The sequence below is a fragment of the Pedobacter boryungensis genome, from assembly GCF_013204825.1.
GTDB lineage: Bacteria > Bacteroidota > Bacteroidia > Sphingobacteriales > Sphingobacteriaceae > Pedobacter > Pedobacter boryungensis.
Map to the genome: position 1 here is coordinate 427,927 of NZ_JABMKV010000001.1, position 14,233 is coordinate 442,159.

At 32.4% G+C, this 14,233-nt stretch carries 16 protein-coding genes; 6 read left to right on the plus strand and 10 right to left on the minus strand.

Annotated elements, in window-relative coordinates:
• Window positions 1-15 precede the first annotated feature (15 nt).
• On the plus strand, window positions 16-192 hold the full coding sequence (locus HQN85_RS15675) for a hypothetical protein (RefSeq protein WP_216847202.1): 177 nt from the start codon (window positions 16-18) through the stop codon (window positions 190-192).
• A gap of 534 nt (window positions 193-726) precedes the next feature.
• On the opposite strand, the gene HQN85_RS01900 is transcribed toward HQN85_RS15675, so the two are convergent.
• The 3 genes from HQN85_RS01900 to HQN85_RS01910 all read right to left on the minus strand — a co-directional run bounded on the left by HQN85_RS01900 (window position 727) and on the right by HQN85_RS01910 (window position 2,486).
• Window positions 727-1,488, minus strand: coding sequence for a ferritin-like domain-containing protein (locus tag HQN85_RS01900; protein ID WP_173268656.1), 762 nt, complete (start codon window positions 1,486-1,488; stop codon window positions 727-729).
• 72 nt (window positions 1,489-1,560) lie between these two features.
• Window positions 1,561-1,857 (minus strand): winged helix-turn-helix domain-containing protein, encoded by a 297-nt coding sequence (locus HQN85_RS01905; RefSeq protein ID WP_173268657.1) that lies wholly within the window; start codon window positions 1,855-1,857, stop codon window positions 1,561-1,563.
• A complete protein-coding gene (locus tag HQN85_RS01910; protein WP_173268658.1) occupies window positions 1,857-2,486 on the minus strand; it encodes a hypothetical protein in 630 nt (209 codons plus the stop codon). Before HQN85_RS01910 ends, HQN85_RS01905 begins: the two co-directional genes overlap by 1 nt.
• Before the next feature lie 161 nt (window positions 2,487-2,647).
• Here HQN85_RS01910 and HQN85_RS01915 point away from each other — a divergent pair, with 161 nt between their 5' ends.
• Genes HQN85_RS01915 through HQN85_RS01930 form a run of 4 tightly spaced genes read left to right on the plus strand, consistent with a single transcriptional unit; the run spans window position 2,648 to window position 6,072 of the window.
• The gene (locus HQN85_RS01915) at window positions 2,648-3,298 is read left to right on the plus strand and encodes an ABC transporter ATP-binding protein (RefSeq protein ID WP_173268659.1); all 651 of its coding nucleotides are present in this window, start codon (window positions 2,648-2,650) and stop codon (window positions 3,296-3,298) included.
• A gap of 8 nt (window positions 3,299-3,306) precedes the next feature.
• Window positions 3,307-3,798 carry an ATP-grasp domain-containing protein gene (locus tag HQN85_RS01920; RefSeq protein ID WP_173268660.1) on the plus strand — a complete coding sequence of 164 codons (492 nt, stop codon included), beginning with the start codon at window positions 3,307-3,309 and terminating at the stop codon, window positions 3,796-3,798.
• 11 nt (window positions 3,799-3,809) lie between these two features.
• Window positions 3,810-4,418: an HAD hydrolase-like protein gene (locus tag HQN85_RS01925; RefSeq protein ID WP_173268661.1), complete on the plus strand. Its 609-nt coding sequence runs from the start codon at window positions 3,810-3,812 to the stop codon at window positions 4,416-4,418.
• A gap of 37 nt (window positions 4,419-4,455) precedes the next feature.
• A complete protein-coding gene (locus HQN85_RS01930) occupies window positions 4,456-6,072 on the plus strand; it encodes a S41 family peptidase (RefSeq protein WP_173268662.1) in 1,617 nt (538 codons plus the stop codon).
• A 76-nt stretch (window positions 6,073-6,148) separates the two neighbouring features.
• On the opposite strand, the gene HQN85_RS01935 is transcribed toward HQN85_RS01930, so the two are convergent.
• Window positions 6,149-7,096, minus strand: a complete 948-nt coding sequence (locus tag HQN85_RS01935) for a M28 family peptidase (RefSeq protein WP_173268663.1) — start codon at window positions 7,094-7,096, stop codon at window positions 6,149-6,151.
• Between the two features lie 145 nt (window positions 7,097-7,241).
• Between HQN85_RS01935 and HQN85_RS01940 the strand changes: the two genes are divergently transcribed.
• Window positions 7,242-8,225 carry a potassium channel beta subunit family protein gene (locus HQN85_RS01940; protein WP_173268664.1) on the plus strand — a complete coding sequence of 328 codons (984 nt, stop codon included), beginning with the start codon at window positions 7,242-7,244 and terminating at the stop codon, window positions 8,223-8,225.
• Window positions 8,226-8,332: 107 nt separating this feature from the next.
• Here the strand turns inward: HQN85_RS01940 and HQN85_RS01945 are convergent, their stop codons facing one another.
• The 6 genes from HQN85_RS01945 to HQN85_RS01970 all read right to left on the minus strand — a co-directional run bounded on the left by HQN85_RS01945 (window position 8,333) and on the right by HQN85_RS01970 (window position 14,163).
• On the minus strand, window positions 8,333-9,118 hold the full coding sequence (locus HQN85_RS01945) for a PhzF family phenazine biosynthesis protein (protein ID WP_173268665.1): 786 nt from the start codon (window positions 9,116-9,118) through the stop codon (window positions 8,333-8,335).
• A 93-nt stretch (window positions 9,119-9,211) separates the two neighbouring features.
• On the minus strand, window positions 9,212-10,660 hold the full coding sequence (locus HQN85_RS01950) for a glyceraldehyde-3-phosphate dehydrogenase (protein WP_173268666.1): 1,449 nt from the start codon (window positions 10,658-10,660) through the stop codon (window positions 9,212-9,214).
• 136 nt (window positions 10,661-10,796) lie between these two features.
• Window positions 10,797-11,657, minus strand: coding sequence for a sigma-70 family RNA polymerase sigma factor (locus HQN85_RS01955; RefSeq protein ID WP_055130013.1), 861 nt, complete (start codon window positions 11,655-11,657; stop codon window positions 10,797-10,799).
• A gap of 240 nt (window positions 11,658-11,897) precedes the next feature.
• Window positions 11,898-12,506 carry a hypothetical protein gene (locus HQN85_RS01960; RefSeq protein WP_173268667.1) on the minus strand — a complete coding sequence of 203 codons (609 nt, stop codon included), beginning with the start codon at window positions 12,504-12,506 and terminating at the stop codon, window positions 11,898-11,900.
• A complete protein-coding gene (locus HQN85_RS01965; RefSeq protein WP_173268668.1) occupies window positions 12,472-13,278 on the minus strand; it encodes a metallophosphoesterase family protein in 807 nt (268 codons plus the stop codon). The genes HQN85_RS01960 and HQN85_RS01965 overlap by 35 nt, the downstream gene beginning before the upstream one ends.
• 45 nt (window positions 13,279-13,323) lie before the next feature.
• Window positions 13,324-14,163, minus strand: a complete 840-nt coding sequence (locus HQN85_RS01970) for an MBL fold metallo-hydrolase (RefSeq protein WP_173268669.1) — start codon at window positions 14,161-14,163, stop codon at window positions 13,324-13,326.
• Between the last annotated feature and the right edge of the window lie 70 nt (window positions 14,164-14,233).

A 14,233-nucleotide genomic window follows, 5' to 3' on the forward strand; every position in this document is an offset into this window, starting at 1 on the left:
TCAGATGGAGCCTAAATGATTAAAATTAATATTTTAATCACACCGGGTTCATTTGCTCAAAAATTTGCTCAAATCTACAATTTCAAAACCTTTATACAAAGTCCAAGATGCATTTTAGCACAAACTATTTCTTATAAAATAAAAACAAACGATATGATGACTCAAAAAATTGGATTTTCTTTCGAAAACTAAATACTAGAGCACTTTTCAATTCAGCTCTGCTATCGCTTTACTAGGGCTTGTATCTGACCTTTGTATTCTCTGCAATATTATTAGAGAACTTTTTTTGCTGAGAGAATTATTCGGAAGTTAAATATAAGTTGGAACACTAAATACTAGAATGGTTAGCTTGGGTAAGAAAGAATAATTTCATAATCTAACAGCTTAATTGTTAGCTTGGCCTTTGTTCGTATTTGCGACGGACTTAAGTCGGATGCAATTGTCACAAGTCCGAACAAACTCCGAACTAACCCCGACTTAAGTCCGTCGCAACAATTAATCTTTTAACAAACTTAATTGCATCATATAACTGAAAAAGAGGTCGACAGATATAAAGAAATATAAGCCTTTGGAAACTTAAAATTTTTCGGTGTTTAAACTTTAATTCGTAAAAAATTATCAGATTAATGATAGTTGTACAATTTGTAGTAGAGAGAAAAATAGGCTTAATGGCGTCAATCACTTTACTGTATTTGTCAATAAGGAACTCCTTTGAAACTTTTCAAATTATATACCCAAAACTTCTTCAATATTTCGAATTTTAAATGCTATAGGTTTTTCTGACTTTAGTTTTTTAATTGTCTTTTTGAACTTGGCTTTCATTTTGATCCAATACTTAGTGAAATTTACATGTCCGGCCTTAAACAGTTTGCGATGTGCAAACCAGACTACAAGTAGCGTAGAAAAGTAAAAACATGTGTAAAAATAATAGCTAGTAAATCTCATAAAGCCATTTTTATGATTATAAAGCAAGCTCAACCTTTCAGTTTGAAAAGTAATATGTGCTGCTTCATCAATTAAAATATCTGTACATATTTGTTTTAGTAGTTTACATTCCGTTGCATCTTTTAAACATTGATAAAATATTTGCGCAGTACTTTCAACAGTAATTACAGCGATCGTCCAAAATTCCATGTGTGTGTTTAAACCTCTTATTTTTCTAAATAAACTATCGCCCCAGTCTTTTTTAATTCGTTCTTCACCAATAAGATCTAAGTATTTGCCCAAGTTATTGCCATGTTTTTGCTCTTCTGTAATGAACAACTTAATGGCAGGTGTGTAATGCCTATCATTAAGTTGCTTAGCGTGTTTTGTCGCTGCATTTATTAAATTATTACCTTCAGAAGTTTCGCCTAATTGCCAAGCTTGTAAAGATTTTAAAATGTTAACCCTCTCTGTTTGGGTTAGTACGGGTTTAATACTCCAATCTATTCTTTTGTTTTTGAGGTTTTGGGTAAAATAGTTTATCCAATACAATGAATTATGCATAACTGATTAAATTTTGTTGTTTTTTGAATATTTTAAAGTACTTTGAAATACAAAGTAATAACTTAAAAAAAATTAAACTCCTTTTATCATTTTTTCTAATGCATCTAAATGCGCTTTAAAAGCCTGTCTACCTAAATCCGTGATAAAGTAGGTTGTGTTTGTTTTTTTGCCGATAAATGCTTTTTGAACTTTTAGATAGTCAGCCTGTTCTAGTGTATTGAGATGAGAAGCTAAATTTCCATCGGTTAATTCTAGCATTTGCTTCAATTCGTTAAAACTTACCGAATCGTTTACAATAAGTATAGACATTACGCCGAGCCTTATTCGACTATCGAATATTTTATTAAGGGCTTCAATTGGATTTACCATTATTTTGTCCTTTCATATTTAAAGTACATCAATAGGCCATAAAAAATATGAAGTACACCGAAACCAAATGCCCAAAAATATAAGCCATATGTGGTATTAAACATAGCTATGATACCAAGAACGACTTCGCAAATTCCTAAAAAACGAATATCAGTATAAGTGTATTTACTAGCATTTATTAATGCTAACCCATAAAATACTAAACAAGTTGGTGCTATAAGGCCAGTGGTATTACCATTAAATAACAATGCAATAATAAAAAAGCCTCCTGCCAATAAAGGAATAGCTAAATTGATCAATAAAGTTTTAATTGTTTTATCCCAAAAAGGAAGGTTTTTCTTTTTACTTTGACGAAGTGTGAATAAAAATCCGCCTACAATAGCAATAATTAATACGCTAAAGCCGATTTTAATTAGGTTAGCTTCAATTTCAGAGTCAGCATCAATGCCATATCCATAGTCACCATTTGTATATTTTTTTAATTCAAGGTGTGCTAGATAAGCACCTACCAAGCCCGTTAGTCCAGCAAATACACCAGATAAACCGCTTAAAGAGATAAATCTAGATGAGCGATCCATCATTTTTCTAATGTCGCTCAAGGCATTTAATTGTTCTTCGTGATTGCTCATGTTAAAAGTGCTTTGTTTTTCAAAGTTAAATAAGAATATTGGAATTGCAAATCTTTTTAAAATAAATTGTTGAAGTGTTTAATGCTGTATGTTGTTTTAGTGAAAAGAACAATTTAATAATTTAACAATCTTACCATTTAACAAATATGTAACTTTACCAAATGCTAAAGGCCACAGGAATAAAAAAAGCATACGGAAATTTGCCTATTTTAAAAGGAGTAGATTTTGAAGTTGCTAAAGGAGAAATTGTAAGTATTATTGGTGCTTCTGGAGCTGGAAAGAGTACTTTGCTGCATATTTTAGGAAGCTTAGATAAACCTGATGAAGGTGTTGTGGAGTTAAAGGGTACAAAAATCAATAAATTATCGGGTGAATTGCTAAGTGTTTTTAGAAATGAAAATATTGGTTTTATTTTCCAATTTCATCATCTTTTACCAGAATTTACTGCTTTAGAAAATATTTGCATTCCAGCATTTATTGCTAAAAAGAGTAAAAAAGAAGCAGAAAAAAAAGCATATGAATTATTAGCGCTTTTAGGTTTAAGTGACCGAGCAAACCATAAACCTAACGAGTTATCTGGTGGTGAACAACAGCGTATAGCTGTAGCAAGAGCGCTAGTTAATGATCCCGCAATTATTTTAGCAGATGAGCCCTCTGGTAATTTAGATTCGGCCAATGCCAAGGCTTTGCACCAATTGTTTATTAATCTACGTGATGATTTTGATCAGACTTTCGTAATTGTAACTCATAACGAAGATCTGGCAAAAATTAGCGATAGGGTAGTTACAATGAAAGATGGTTTTATTATATAAATCGTATTTTGAAAATATTAATTACTGGTGGCAAATCTGCTACAGCGCTTAAATTAATTAAGGCATTTGGAAACTACCAAGTTGTGCTAGCAGACTATGCTGAAGTGCCAACCTTTACCTCAAAAGCATATTCATTAATTAGTTTAGGTATTAAAAATGAAGATACACTAGCACATACACTGTTAAATAAGTGTTTGGATGAAGGAATAGATTTACTTTTACCAATTCACCATTTTGAGATAGAAGCTGTCGCTAAGGCAAAGACTCTATTTAATGAATTTAACATTCAGCTTTTATTACCAAGTCAAGAAGAACTAGATCAATATGTTGTTGAAGAAATCTCTAAAGTAAGTGATTGGGTAGTTTTAAAAGATGGAGAAATTATTTTTGCATCTAATGATGAAGTTAGGTTAAGTGATATAAATAATGAAAACTTAAGTGGGGCATTTCATCTAACAATAGGTAATAAAAGAGTTAAATTTAGTTTAATAACGATTTAATTAGTTTGATTATGGCTTTTGAAGAATTTATTAAAGATAAAAAGGCATTTGTTTTAGGTTTGGATAATGTTTTATATCCAGAAAAGGATTATTTATTACAAGTCTATTATCTGTTTGCTGAATTTATTGAATACACTGAGCAACTAAACGCGGCAGAAATTACAGCATTTATGAAAGCTGAATTTGAAAATAATGGTGATGAAAATATCTTTGAGAAAACAGCTGTAAATTTTAATATCCCACAAAAATATAAAGTAAACTTTGAGTTATTGCATGAAAATGCTCGTTTACCTTTAAAGCTGCTTTTATACCAGCAGGTACTCTCATTTTTGCAAGAAATAGTTTTAGAAAGAAAAGAGATTTTTTTACTGATTGATGGAGAACCTCTACAACAGGTTAACAAAATAAAACAAATGGAATGGCATGGGTTAGAAAAATATCTTAAAGTTTATTTTTCTCAAGAATTTGAGCCAAAACCTTCATCAAAAAGTGTTGATTTTATTCTTGATCAACATAGTTTAAAAAAGAGTGAGATTTTAATTATTGGAAATACAGCTGAAGATAAAGATTTCGCACTCAATTTGGGTGTAGATTATTTAGCTATAACGAAACTATTGTAATTTTTTTTACGTTAATTAGTATTCTAATCTATTGAAAATGAAAATTAAACTACTTGTTAGTATACTCGCACTTTCTGTTTTAACCATAACTGGTTGCAAAAAATCAAAAGTAACACCAACCCCAGATCCACCTATTGTTGACCCTCCTGTAGCAACTGCAACACGACAGCAATTGTCTTTAGATTCTATATTTCTTTATGCTAAAGAAATATATTATTGGAACGATGCATTACCAACTTATCAGGCTTTTAATCCACGAAGTTATACTAGTGCAACTACAGATTTAGCAAATTATAACAACGAATTATTTGCCATCACAAGATATAAAATTAACCCTAGTACTGGTAAATCATATGAGTACTATGAAGCTGATCCTACAGATACAAAGTATTCATATATACAAGATGTTACTACTAAAAATCCATCTGCGTTTGTTGCTAGTCAGAAGAGCTCTGTGGATTTGGAAGGAAATGGGAATGATTTTGGTATAAGATTAGGTTTTTATGGGTCAAATGCAAGTTATGTTATTTATGCAACAGCTATTTATCAAGGCTCTCCAGCAGAAACAGCAGGGTTTTTACGTGGAGATAAGATTACAAAAATAAATGGTGCAGAGTATGGAACTAATTTCCCATCTCAGGTCTCTGCAATTGAGACCGCATTAAATGGAACTACAATAAAATTAGAAGGAATTAATAGTTTAGGAAATCCTTTTAATATCACTTTAACAAAAGCAGTGTTTAAAAGTAGCCCAATCTATAAAACTAAAATATTGACAGCAGGCACAAAAAAAATTGGCTATTTAGCTTATGCTAGATTTTCATCCATGACTAACTCTCAGGCGGAGTTTGATGCTGCCTTTTCAAGTTTTGCAGCTGCTGGCGTAAATGATTTAATTATCGATTTAAGATATAATGGAGGAGGATATATTGAAACCGCAGAGTATCTAATAAATTTAATTGCACCTCCAAGTTTAACTGGTTCTACTATGTTCACAGAGCATTATAATGCCACTATGCAGAATAATCAAGCAACGATATTAAAAAATCAACCTTTACTAGATAGAAACAATAAAGTTCAATATTCAAATGGAAAAATTGTAAACCTGTTCGATTATACAAAGGATCCATATTCTGTGGAAAATAATACTTCTAAATTTGCAAAAAAAGGTTCTTTAAATGGGGTAACAAACGTAGTGTTTATTGTTTCAAGTGGAACAGCTTCTGCGAGTGAATTGGTAATCAATAGTTTAAAACCTCATGTGAATGTGAAATTAGTAGGGCTAACAACATATGGCAAACCTGTTGGCTTTTTCCCTATTACTATCGAAAATAAATATGATGTATACTTTTCATTATTCGAAACTAAAAACTCTTTAGGAAACGGAGGATATTATACTGGAATTGCTCCAGATATTTCGGCATCAGAAGTACCAGCAAATACTGTGATGTATGATTTTGGTAACGTGAATGATAATTATTTGAAATTGGCACTTAATGCACTAGCTCCTGGAGTAGTGGTTACAGGGCAGGCCAAATTATCAGCTGCTAAAGAAAGAAGTTTAGCTGTACAATCATCAGAAGTCATCAATTCTGATCTCAATAACAATGAGTTTAAAGGGATGATTGAAAATAGAACTAGAAGGAAAAATTAATACATATATTCTTTGAAAGTTATAAATAAAAAAGGCCGCTAAATGCGGCCTTTTTTATTTATAAAAGTAAAATAGATTACTGTTTTTTCATCTGCAATCTTTCTCTAAAAATTGCTTGTATATCACGTTGGGTATCAATATTCACAATAACTTGTTGAATCGCATTTGCAGCATCAATAAAGAAAGTTTTGTTAATATTTTGGTATTCGTCTGTAGCTTTGTGGTAATCTTTATGATCTTCTACTCCAAAATAAAGAAACGGAATATTTTTAGCGTTAAACGCTCCTTGGTCACTCTGGTTTGTCCAGTCATCGTGACCAAGTTTAGGGTCATCATGCCCCATTAACAATTTTAAATTCGGATTAGTTGTCACTAAAAATGATTTCAGTTCTGGATATTTAAAAGTCCCAGCCACATACAATTCTTGTTTATCATTATGGCTAATCATATCCATATTAATATTCAATTTAATTTTCTCTATTGCTACTGGAGGATTCGCAACAAATGCTTTTGCGCCTTGTAAGCCCATTTCTTCTGCGTCAAATAGTGCGAAGATTAGTGTGTTATTTGGTTTGTTTTTAGAAAAATACTTTGCAAACTGTAATAATCCTGCAGTTCCAGAAGCATTATCATCAGCTCCATTATAAATTTCATTTTTAATCACCCCAATGTGATCATAATGTGCAGAAATTACAATTATATTATCGCTTTTGCCAGGAATATAAGAGATCAAATTTTTACCTTGAATGGCAGCAGCACCATTACGACCTTTAATTTCGAAATTTTGTTCATAACTACTCATACCTGGATATGGTTTTAATCCTATTTCTTTTAAACGACCAACTAAATAAGTTCTAGCCATTTCTGAGCCTTTAGTTCCGGTTTTACGACCTTCATATTTATCTAAGGAAAGTGTTTCTACATCTTTAAGTAATTGTTCGCCAGTCTTAGGGTCACTTTGATTGTTTTTTACTGTACTACAGCTTAGTAAGAACGCTAGTGAAATTAAAAGTAATTTTTTCATTCGATTTTGATTTGTTTCTAAAATAAAGGTAAAGATATTGTCTGATAAAAGAAGAGTGTAAGTTTTGTAAAAACTTAATGAACTCACAAAATGTTGTATTTTTAAATCTTAATTTGGAGCATAATTTTATTAAAAATAGACGAAAATGGAATATAGACGTTTAGGAAAATCAGGCTTGCAGGTGAGCGCACTTTCTTTAGGGAGTTGGTTAACTTTTGGAAACCAAATTAGTGACAAAGTTGCTGATGAATTAATGGGAATTGCTTACGATGCAGGAGTGAATTTTTTTGACAATGCAGAAGGATACGCAGAAGGAAAATCGGAAGAAGTAATGGGAAAGATTTTAAAATCTCAGAAATGGGAAAGAGAATCTTTTATCGTATCTAGTAAAGTGTTTTTTGGGACAGAAAATAAAGGGCCAAATAGAGTTGGATTATCACGTAAACATGTAATTGAGGCATGTAATGCGGCTTTGAAACGTTTACAGGTTGATTATTTAGATCTTTATTTTTGTCACAGACCAGATAAGCAAACGCCAATTGAAGAAACGGTTTGGGCAATGAATACGCTTTTACAACAAGGTAAAATCTTATATTGGGGCACATCAGAATGGAGTGCTGCAGAAATTATGGAAGCAATTGTTGTAGCCAAGCAATATAACTTGATTGGTCCGACAATGGAACAACCTCAATATAACTTAATAGAACGAAACAAGTTAGAAAATGAATATTTGCATTTGTTTAAAGAACATGGTTTAGGTACTACTATTTGGTCACCTTTAGCATCGGGCTTGTTATCTGGCAAATATACCACAGGTGATACTAAAAATACTAGACTAGATTTGAATGGAATGGATTGGCTCAAAGATAGAGTAATGGCAGAAGAAAAAATGAAAAAGGTTGTTGAACTGCAAAAATTAGCTGATAAAATGAATTTACCTTTGGCCAAATTATCACTAGCATGGTGTCTTAAAAATCCGAATGTAAGTACAATGATTTTGGGTGCATCTAAAACATCACAGCTGAAAGAAAATTTAACAGTTTTAGAAGTAGTACCATTATTAACCGATAAAGTAATGGAAGATATCGATAAAATTATGGGAACAAAACCTGAATTGTCACCGTTTTAAGATATGATATTAATTGTCATTGCGAGGCACAAGCAATCCTGCAACTATAGCGCTTTAGATAGCTTCGTACCTCGCAATGACTCTTTATGGTCTATCTCAAACTACAATTAAATATAGATTTCTCCTCTTAAATACGTTACTGCATTTCCAGCCATTAACACACGATCAGCTTTTAATTCACACCACAATTCTCCTCTACGTTCCGAAATTTGGAAAGCATGTAATTTCGTCTTACCTAATTTTTCTGACCAATAGGGAATTAAGTTGCAATGAGCAGATCCAGTTACTGGGTCTTCGTTTATACCGGCTGCAGGGGCAAAAAATCTTGAAACAAAATCACTATTATCGCCTTTTGAAGTTACAGTAATGGCAAATGCATCTACTTTCAGTAGCGCATTAAAATCTGGTTTTAAGTTGGCTATTTCTGCTTCTGTTTTATAGACAACCACATAATCTCTTAATTTCAAAACCTCAACAGCGTTGGTATTTCCTAATGCTTCTAATAATCCATTTGGTGCATCGCAGGTTTCTAATGGTCGTGATGGAAAATCTAATGTATATACATCATCGGTTTTACTTACAGCTAACGTTCCAGCTTTTAAAGTATGGAAATGGATAATATCCTTTGTGTAGCCCAATTCTGTAAATAAAATATGTGCTGTAGCTAAAGTAGCATGGCCGCATAAATCTATTTCTACTTCAGGTGTAAACCAACGTAATTCAAAATTTTCACCCTGTGGAACGAAAAAAGCAGTTTCTGCTAAATTGTTTTCTGCTGCAATTTTTTGCATTAAAGGTGCCGATAACCATTCTTTTAAAGGCACAATTGCTGCAGGATTTCCACCAAAAAGTTGATCTGTAAAAGCATCTGCTTGATAAATTTGAAGTTTCATATGGGCTAATTAATATTCAAATTTACGAATTATAAGCTTTGTCAATCCAAATTAATTACATGCTTATTAGGATTGACAAAGTTAAGGTAGAAGTTAATAATATGTTAATCTTACAACTCCAGCCAATCTTTTTGCTAAACGAATAACCTGACGCGTATAGCCGTATTCATTGTCATACCACGCATATAGAACAACAGATCTATTATCGCGTGAAATAATAGTTGCAGGACCATCAATAATGGAGGCATGGCTGTTTCCAATCAAATCGGTGCTTACCAATTCATTAGAAACCGAATATTCCAGTTGTTCAGATAAATCTCCAAATAATGAAGCTTGTTTTAAAACATTTTCAACTTCCTCTTTAGAGGTAATTTTATCAAGAGATAGATTTAAAATGGCTAGCGAAACGTTAGGTGTAGGTACGCGAACTGCATTTCCGGTAAGTTTTCCAGCTAAATGAGGAATTACTTTTGCGACAGCTTTATCTGCTCCAGTTTCTGTAATGACTAAGTTCAATGCTGCAGAACGACCTCTGCGATATTTTTTATGGTAATTATCTAATAAATTTTGATCATTAGTGTAAGAATGCACAGTCTCAATATGACCTTTATCGATACCAAAAGCAGTATCAATAACTTTTAATACAGGAATGATTGCATTTGTTGTACAAGAGGCATTTGAAAAGATAGTCTCGGTTTGATAATCGAAATCTCCATCATTTATTCCAGTAACAATATTTGGAATATCGCCTTTGGCTGGTGCAGTTAATAATACTTTACTAATTCCCTTTGCATTTAAATGCCTGCCCAAGCCTTCACGATCACGAAAAACGCCGGTATTGTCAATTAATAAAGCATCTTCAATGCCGTATGAAGTGTAATCAACTTCTTCAGGGTTTTTAGCTACTATAAGATAAATGGTTTGTCCATTAATAATTAATGCCTTATTTTCAAAATCTTCTATAATAGTGCCATTGAAAGGACCATGAATAGAGTCGGTACGTAATAACTCTGCTCTTTTTATCAATTCCTCATCACTATATGAACGTGTTACAATAGCTCTCAAACGCAATTGTTCTCCTTTTCCAGCTTGCACAATTAATTCTCTGGCGGCAATTCTTCCAATCCTTCCAAAACCATATAAAACAACATCTTTGGGTTTTAAGCTAATTTTGTCCTTGCCTATGTGTTTACTAAGTTTGCTAATTACAAAATCTCGCATTGTAGAATGCTTATTGTTTTCATCTAGCCACTCAGCGGCTAAACGACCAACATCTACACGAGAAGGAGCTAGGCTACATTTTGCAATGGTAGAGGCTAATTCAAGAGTTTCGTAAATAGAAATGTCTTTACCACTTACATCTTTTGCATATTGGTGATAGGCGAGTATTTCGCTGCTACCAACATCGAATAAAGGTTTACGAAAAAGAACAAGTTCGATTGATCGATCAAACCATAATTGTCCTACTACACTGATTAATTCAAGCGCTTTTTTTTCTTTTTCAATCCAGCTTTGAAACTCTGATTGATACTTATTTAACATACAAGAAAATTTATTTGATTAGAATGGCACAAAAGTAAAAAAGATCGGGTGAGTACCCAATCTTTTTCTATTTATTTTCTTGTAAAAATCTATGTTACAAGGTGTTTAAAACACACTAAGTATCGTTTTTTTAGGATTATCCTAAATAAGATTTTAAGATTTTACTACGTGAAGTATGACGTAAACGTTGTAATGCTTTGTCTTTAATCTGACGAACACGTTCACGAGTTAAGTTGAATTTCTCGCCAATTTCCTCTAGTGAAAGTGGGTGATTTGTACTTAAGCCAAAGAATAAAACAATAATTTCACGTTCACGCTCTGTTAAAGTAGATAGAGAGCGTTTAATCTCTTCAGAAAGAGATTCGTTAATTAAGTTGCTGTCAGTATTTGGCTCGTGATTTTCAAGTACATCTAGTAGTGTATTTTCTTCACCTTGCACAAATGGTGCATCCATAGAAACATGACGGCCAGAATTACTTAAGGTGTCAGAGATTTTGTCAACTGTTGTTTCTAAAATATCTGCCAATTCTTCAGGAGAAGGTTCACGTTCATATTCCTGCTCTAATTTAGAGAAAGCTTTACTGATTTTACTTAATGAACCAACCTGATTAAGAGGTAAACGTACAATACGGCTTTGTTCTGCAATAGCTTGCAAAATTGACTGGCGGATCCACCAAACAGCATATGAAATGAATTTAAAACCCTTAGTTTCATCAAAACGTTTAGCCGCTTTAATTAAACCTAAGTTTCCTTCATTAATTAAATCACCTAATGTTAAACCTTGATTTTGGTATTGTTTTGCTACAGATACAACGAAACGTAAGTTGGTTTTAGTTAAACGCTCTAAAGCTGCTTGATCACCTTCACGTATCTTACGAGCTAATATTACTTCTTCTTCTGCGGTAATTAAATCTACTTTTCCAATCTCGTGCAAGTATTTGTCTAACGATTGACTTTCGCGGTTGGTGATGGATTGGGTAATTTTGAGTTGTCTCATTTATGTGTTTTAGTCCTGTGTGTTAATTTCGATTCTGCAAAAGTATGAATTTTTGTACAGAATGAAAGGGTAAATTGCTGAAAATGTTACGCTTTACGTCATATTTTTTAACAAAAACTTAACTACAAAAATCATTCCAAATTAAGTTTGGCAGTGGTTTATGTATGATTTAATTTTTTCCAATGTTTACTGCATTCAAGTATGTTTAAAGAACAAATAATAAGTTTATATACTGTGTTCTCAGAAATTTGCTTTCACTCCATATCCTAATTTAAAAATTTCATAAAATGGTGTACTTGTTCTGTTTTTAAACCAACTAATCGCATATAAATCGTTTGTGTTTGCCTCCGCATATAAGCTTATTGATTTAATTTTTGCTTGTTTTTTGGACAATATCTTTACTTCAGAACCAGCACCCATGTGTATTCTAAACGCTGATGACCAAAAATAGTAATCTTTCCTATATTGAGGTTTCTCGAACTTAAAATCGAAATTTTTACCTAAAGTATAGGATGTGAAAATTACTGGATTTATAGGATGAATAATTAATTTGTCTTTAATGTTGATAGAAAATGGTTTGTAATCATATTTTATGGCGATAATAGTTAACTCCCCACCTAAACTTTCTGGAACATATCCAATGTGAAAGCTCAAAGCTGTTTTTTCTTTAAAAAAATTATATCCAACACCAGCACTCAAGAAACCAATACTTCCGGCATATTGCAAATTAATTTGATCTGGTTCCAGTCGTTGTAAGAAAGTTTTTTGAGCAAATAATTGCTGAGAAAAGCAGAGCGACAGGACTAATATAATTTTAAAAGTTAATTTCTTCTGCAGTAATTTGTCCATTTTTAATTTCAACTAATGTATAAGCTCTGTTTACGATGGCATTGGTAATAATAAAAGGTATACCAGTCCCATTTTTGTAATAAAATTCTAATTTGCTATGTCTGTGAGAATGTATAGAGGCTAACAATCCAGGGGTTTGATTTAACAAATTTTCATAGGGTGCTACTAATTTTGGGTCAAAATCTGCATCAGTAGGGGGTACATGAGATATAGCAACCAGATTAGAAATTCCAGCATCTAATTTTAAATTGCTTTTTAACCAAGTTAGGTTTGGTGTAGAGCCATCAAAGTTATATTCTCTACCATTAGTATCATGACAAACGAATTTAATTCCTGCATAGTTAAATGTAAAATTCAGAGGGCCAAACATTCGTTCATAAACGGCTCTACCATTTGCTACGAGATCATGGTTACCAATAACACTTATGAACGGAACATGTAACTTACTGTACAACTTATAAATACCATCAAATTCAAGTAGTAAACCAAAATCAGAAATATCTCCATTTAAAATAACAAAGTCGATATCATTACGTTGGTTAATCTGATCTACAAAAATTCTAGTTTCCTCATAACTTCTTTGTGTATCACCAGAAATGATAACTTTTATCGGTGTGCCTGCTGGTTTTTGAGAGAGTAACGCGAGTTGTTTAGCGTTTACATCAGTTGCCGTGTTTCTATTAAATACTTGATTAGGGCTGTATTCGTCTGAATTACAGCTTAATGAAATGATATAAATAAAGAAAACACAATACGGTAAGAGATTTTTCACAAACATTAAACAATTATTTGCATAGAATGTTCGCAAAAATAAGTGTTAAATATCCGTCAGTTTAAAAGTCTCTTTTAACCTAATACCTTTATCCGTTTGCTGTACAGTACAGCATTCATGAATAGAGTCATGTTCTAAAAAAAGAATATATTCATTAGCCGCTGCTTCTTCCAAAAATTCTTTCTTCTCTTTTAAGGTTTGTAATGGGAACATGTCATATGCCATCACATAGGGAAGCGGAATATGTCCAACTGAAGGTAATAAATCTGCCATATACACAATGGTTTTATCTTTATAATTCAATTGAGGTAACATCATTGCATCGGTATGTCCATATGCAAAGCGGATTTTAATATCCTCATGAAAAACCACTCCATTCTGCGAAGGGATAAATCTTAATTGTCCACTTTCTTGAATAGGAAGAATGTTTTCCTTTAAAAAAGAAGCTTTTTCCCTTGCGTTAGGATGCACAGCCCAGTCCCAATGTTGTTGATTAGTCCAATAAATGGCATTTTTAAACGCAGGGCGAAGTTTATCGCCAACTTTTTCAATTGAACCACCACAATGATCAAAATGTAAATGAGTTAAAAAAACATCTGTAATATCATCTCTACTAAAACCTTGTGCTGCTAAAGATTTGTCCAAAGTATCATCGCCATGCAGAAAATAATGACTTAAAAATTTGTCATCTTGCTTGTTTCCAATCCCATTATCAACTAAAATTAATCTATTTCCATCTTCAATCAATAAACAACGCATTGCCCAGCTGCATAAATTGTTTGCATCTGCAGGATTGCTTTTTTGCCAAATAGATTTGGGCACAACGCCAAACATGGCGCCACCATCTAATTTAAAAAAGCCTGTATTTATTGTATAGAGTTTCATCGTATTCTGATTTTAGTTTTGCAAATAATCCGCTGTAAATGAAAATTGGTTAACTGTATTAACAATTAAC

Bases quoted from the DNA above. Each gene is read 5' to 3' on its own strand.
- HQN85_RS15675 (WP_216847202.1), top strand. From the start codon at position 16: ATGATTAAAATTAATATTTTAATCACACCGGGTTCATTTGCTCAAAAA.
- HQN85_RS01900 (WP_173268656.1), bottom strand. From the start codon at position 1,488: ATGCATAATTCATTGTATTGGATAAACTATTTTACCCAAAACCTCAAA.
- HQN85_RS01905 (WP_173268657.1), bottom strand. From the start codon at position 1,857: ATGGTAAATCCAATTGAAGCCCTTAATAAAATATTCGATAGTCGAATA.
- HQN85_RS01910 (WP_173268658.1), bottom strand. From the start codon at position 2,486: ATGAGCAATCACGAAGAACAATTAAATGCCTTGAGCGACATTAGAAAA.
- HQN85_RS01915 (WP_173268659.1), top strand. From the start codon at position 2,648: ATGCTAAAGGCCACAGGAATAAAAAAAGCATACGGAAATTTGCCTATT.
- HQN85_RS01925 (WP_173268661.1), top strand. From the start codon at position 3,810: ATGGCTTTTGAAGAATTTATTAAAGATAAAAAGGCATTTGTTTTAGGT.
- HQN85_RS01930 (WP_173268662.1), top strand. From the start codon at position 4,456: ATGAAAATTAAACTACTTGTTAGTATACTCGCACTTTCTGTTTTAACC.
- HQN85_RS01935 (WP_173268663.1), bottom strand. From the start codon at position 7,096: ATGAAAAAATTACTTTTAATTTCACTAGCGTTCTTACTAAGCTGTAGT.
- HQN85_RS01940 (WP_173268664.1), top strand. From the start codon at position 7,242: ATGGAATATAGACGTTTAGGAAAATCAGGCTTGCAGGTGAGCGCACTT.
- HQN85_RS01945 (WP_173268665.1), bottom strand. From the start codon at position 9,118: ATGAAACTTCAAATTTATCAAGCAGATGCTTTTACAGATCAACTTTTT.
- HQN85_RS01950 (WP_173268666.1), bottom strand. From the start codon at position 10,660: ATGTTAAATAAGTATCAATCAGAGTTTCAAAGCTGGATTGAAAAAGAA.
- HQN85_RS01955 (WP_055130013.1), bottom strand. From the start codon at position 11,657: ATGAGACAACTCAAAATTACCCAATCCATCACCAACCGCGAAAGTCAA.
- HQN85_RS01960 (WP_173268667.1), bottom strand. From the start codon at position 12,506: ATGGACAAATTACTGCAGAAGAAATTAACTTTTAAAATTATATTAGTC.
- HQN85_RS01970 (WP_173268669.1), bottom strand. From the start codon at position 14,163: ATGAAACTCTATACAATAAATACAGGCTTTTTTAAATTAGATGGTGGC.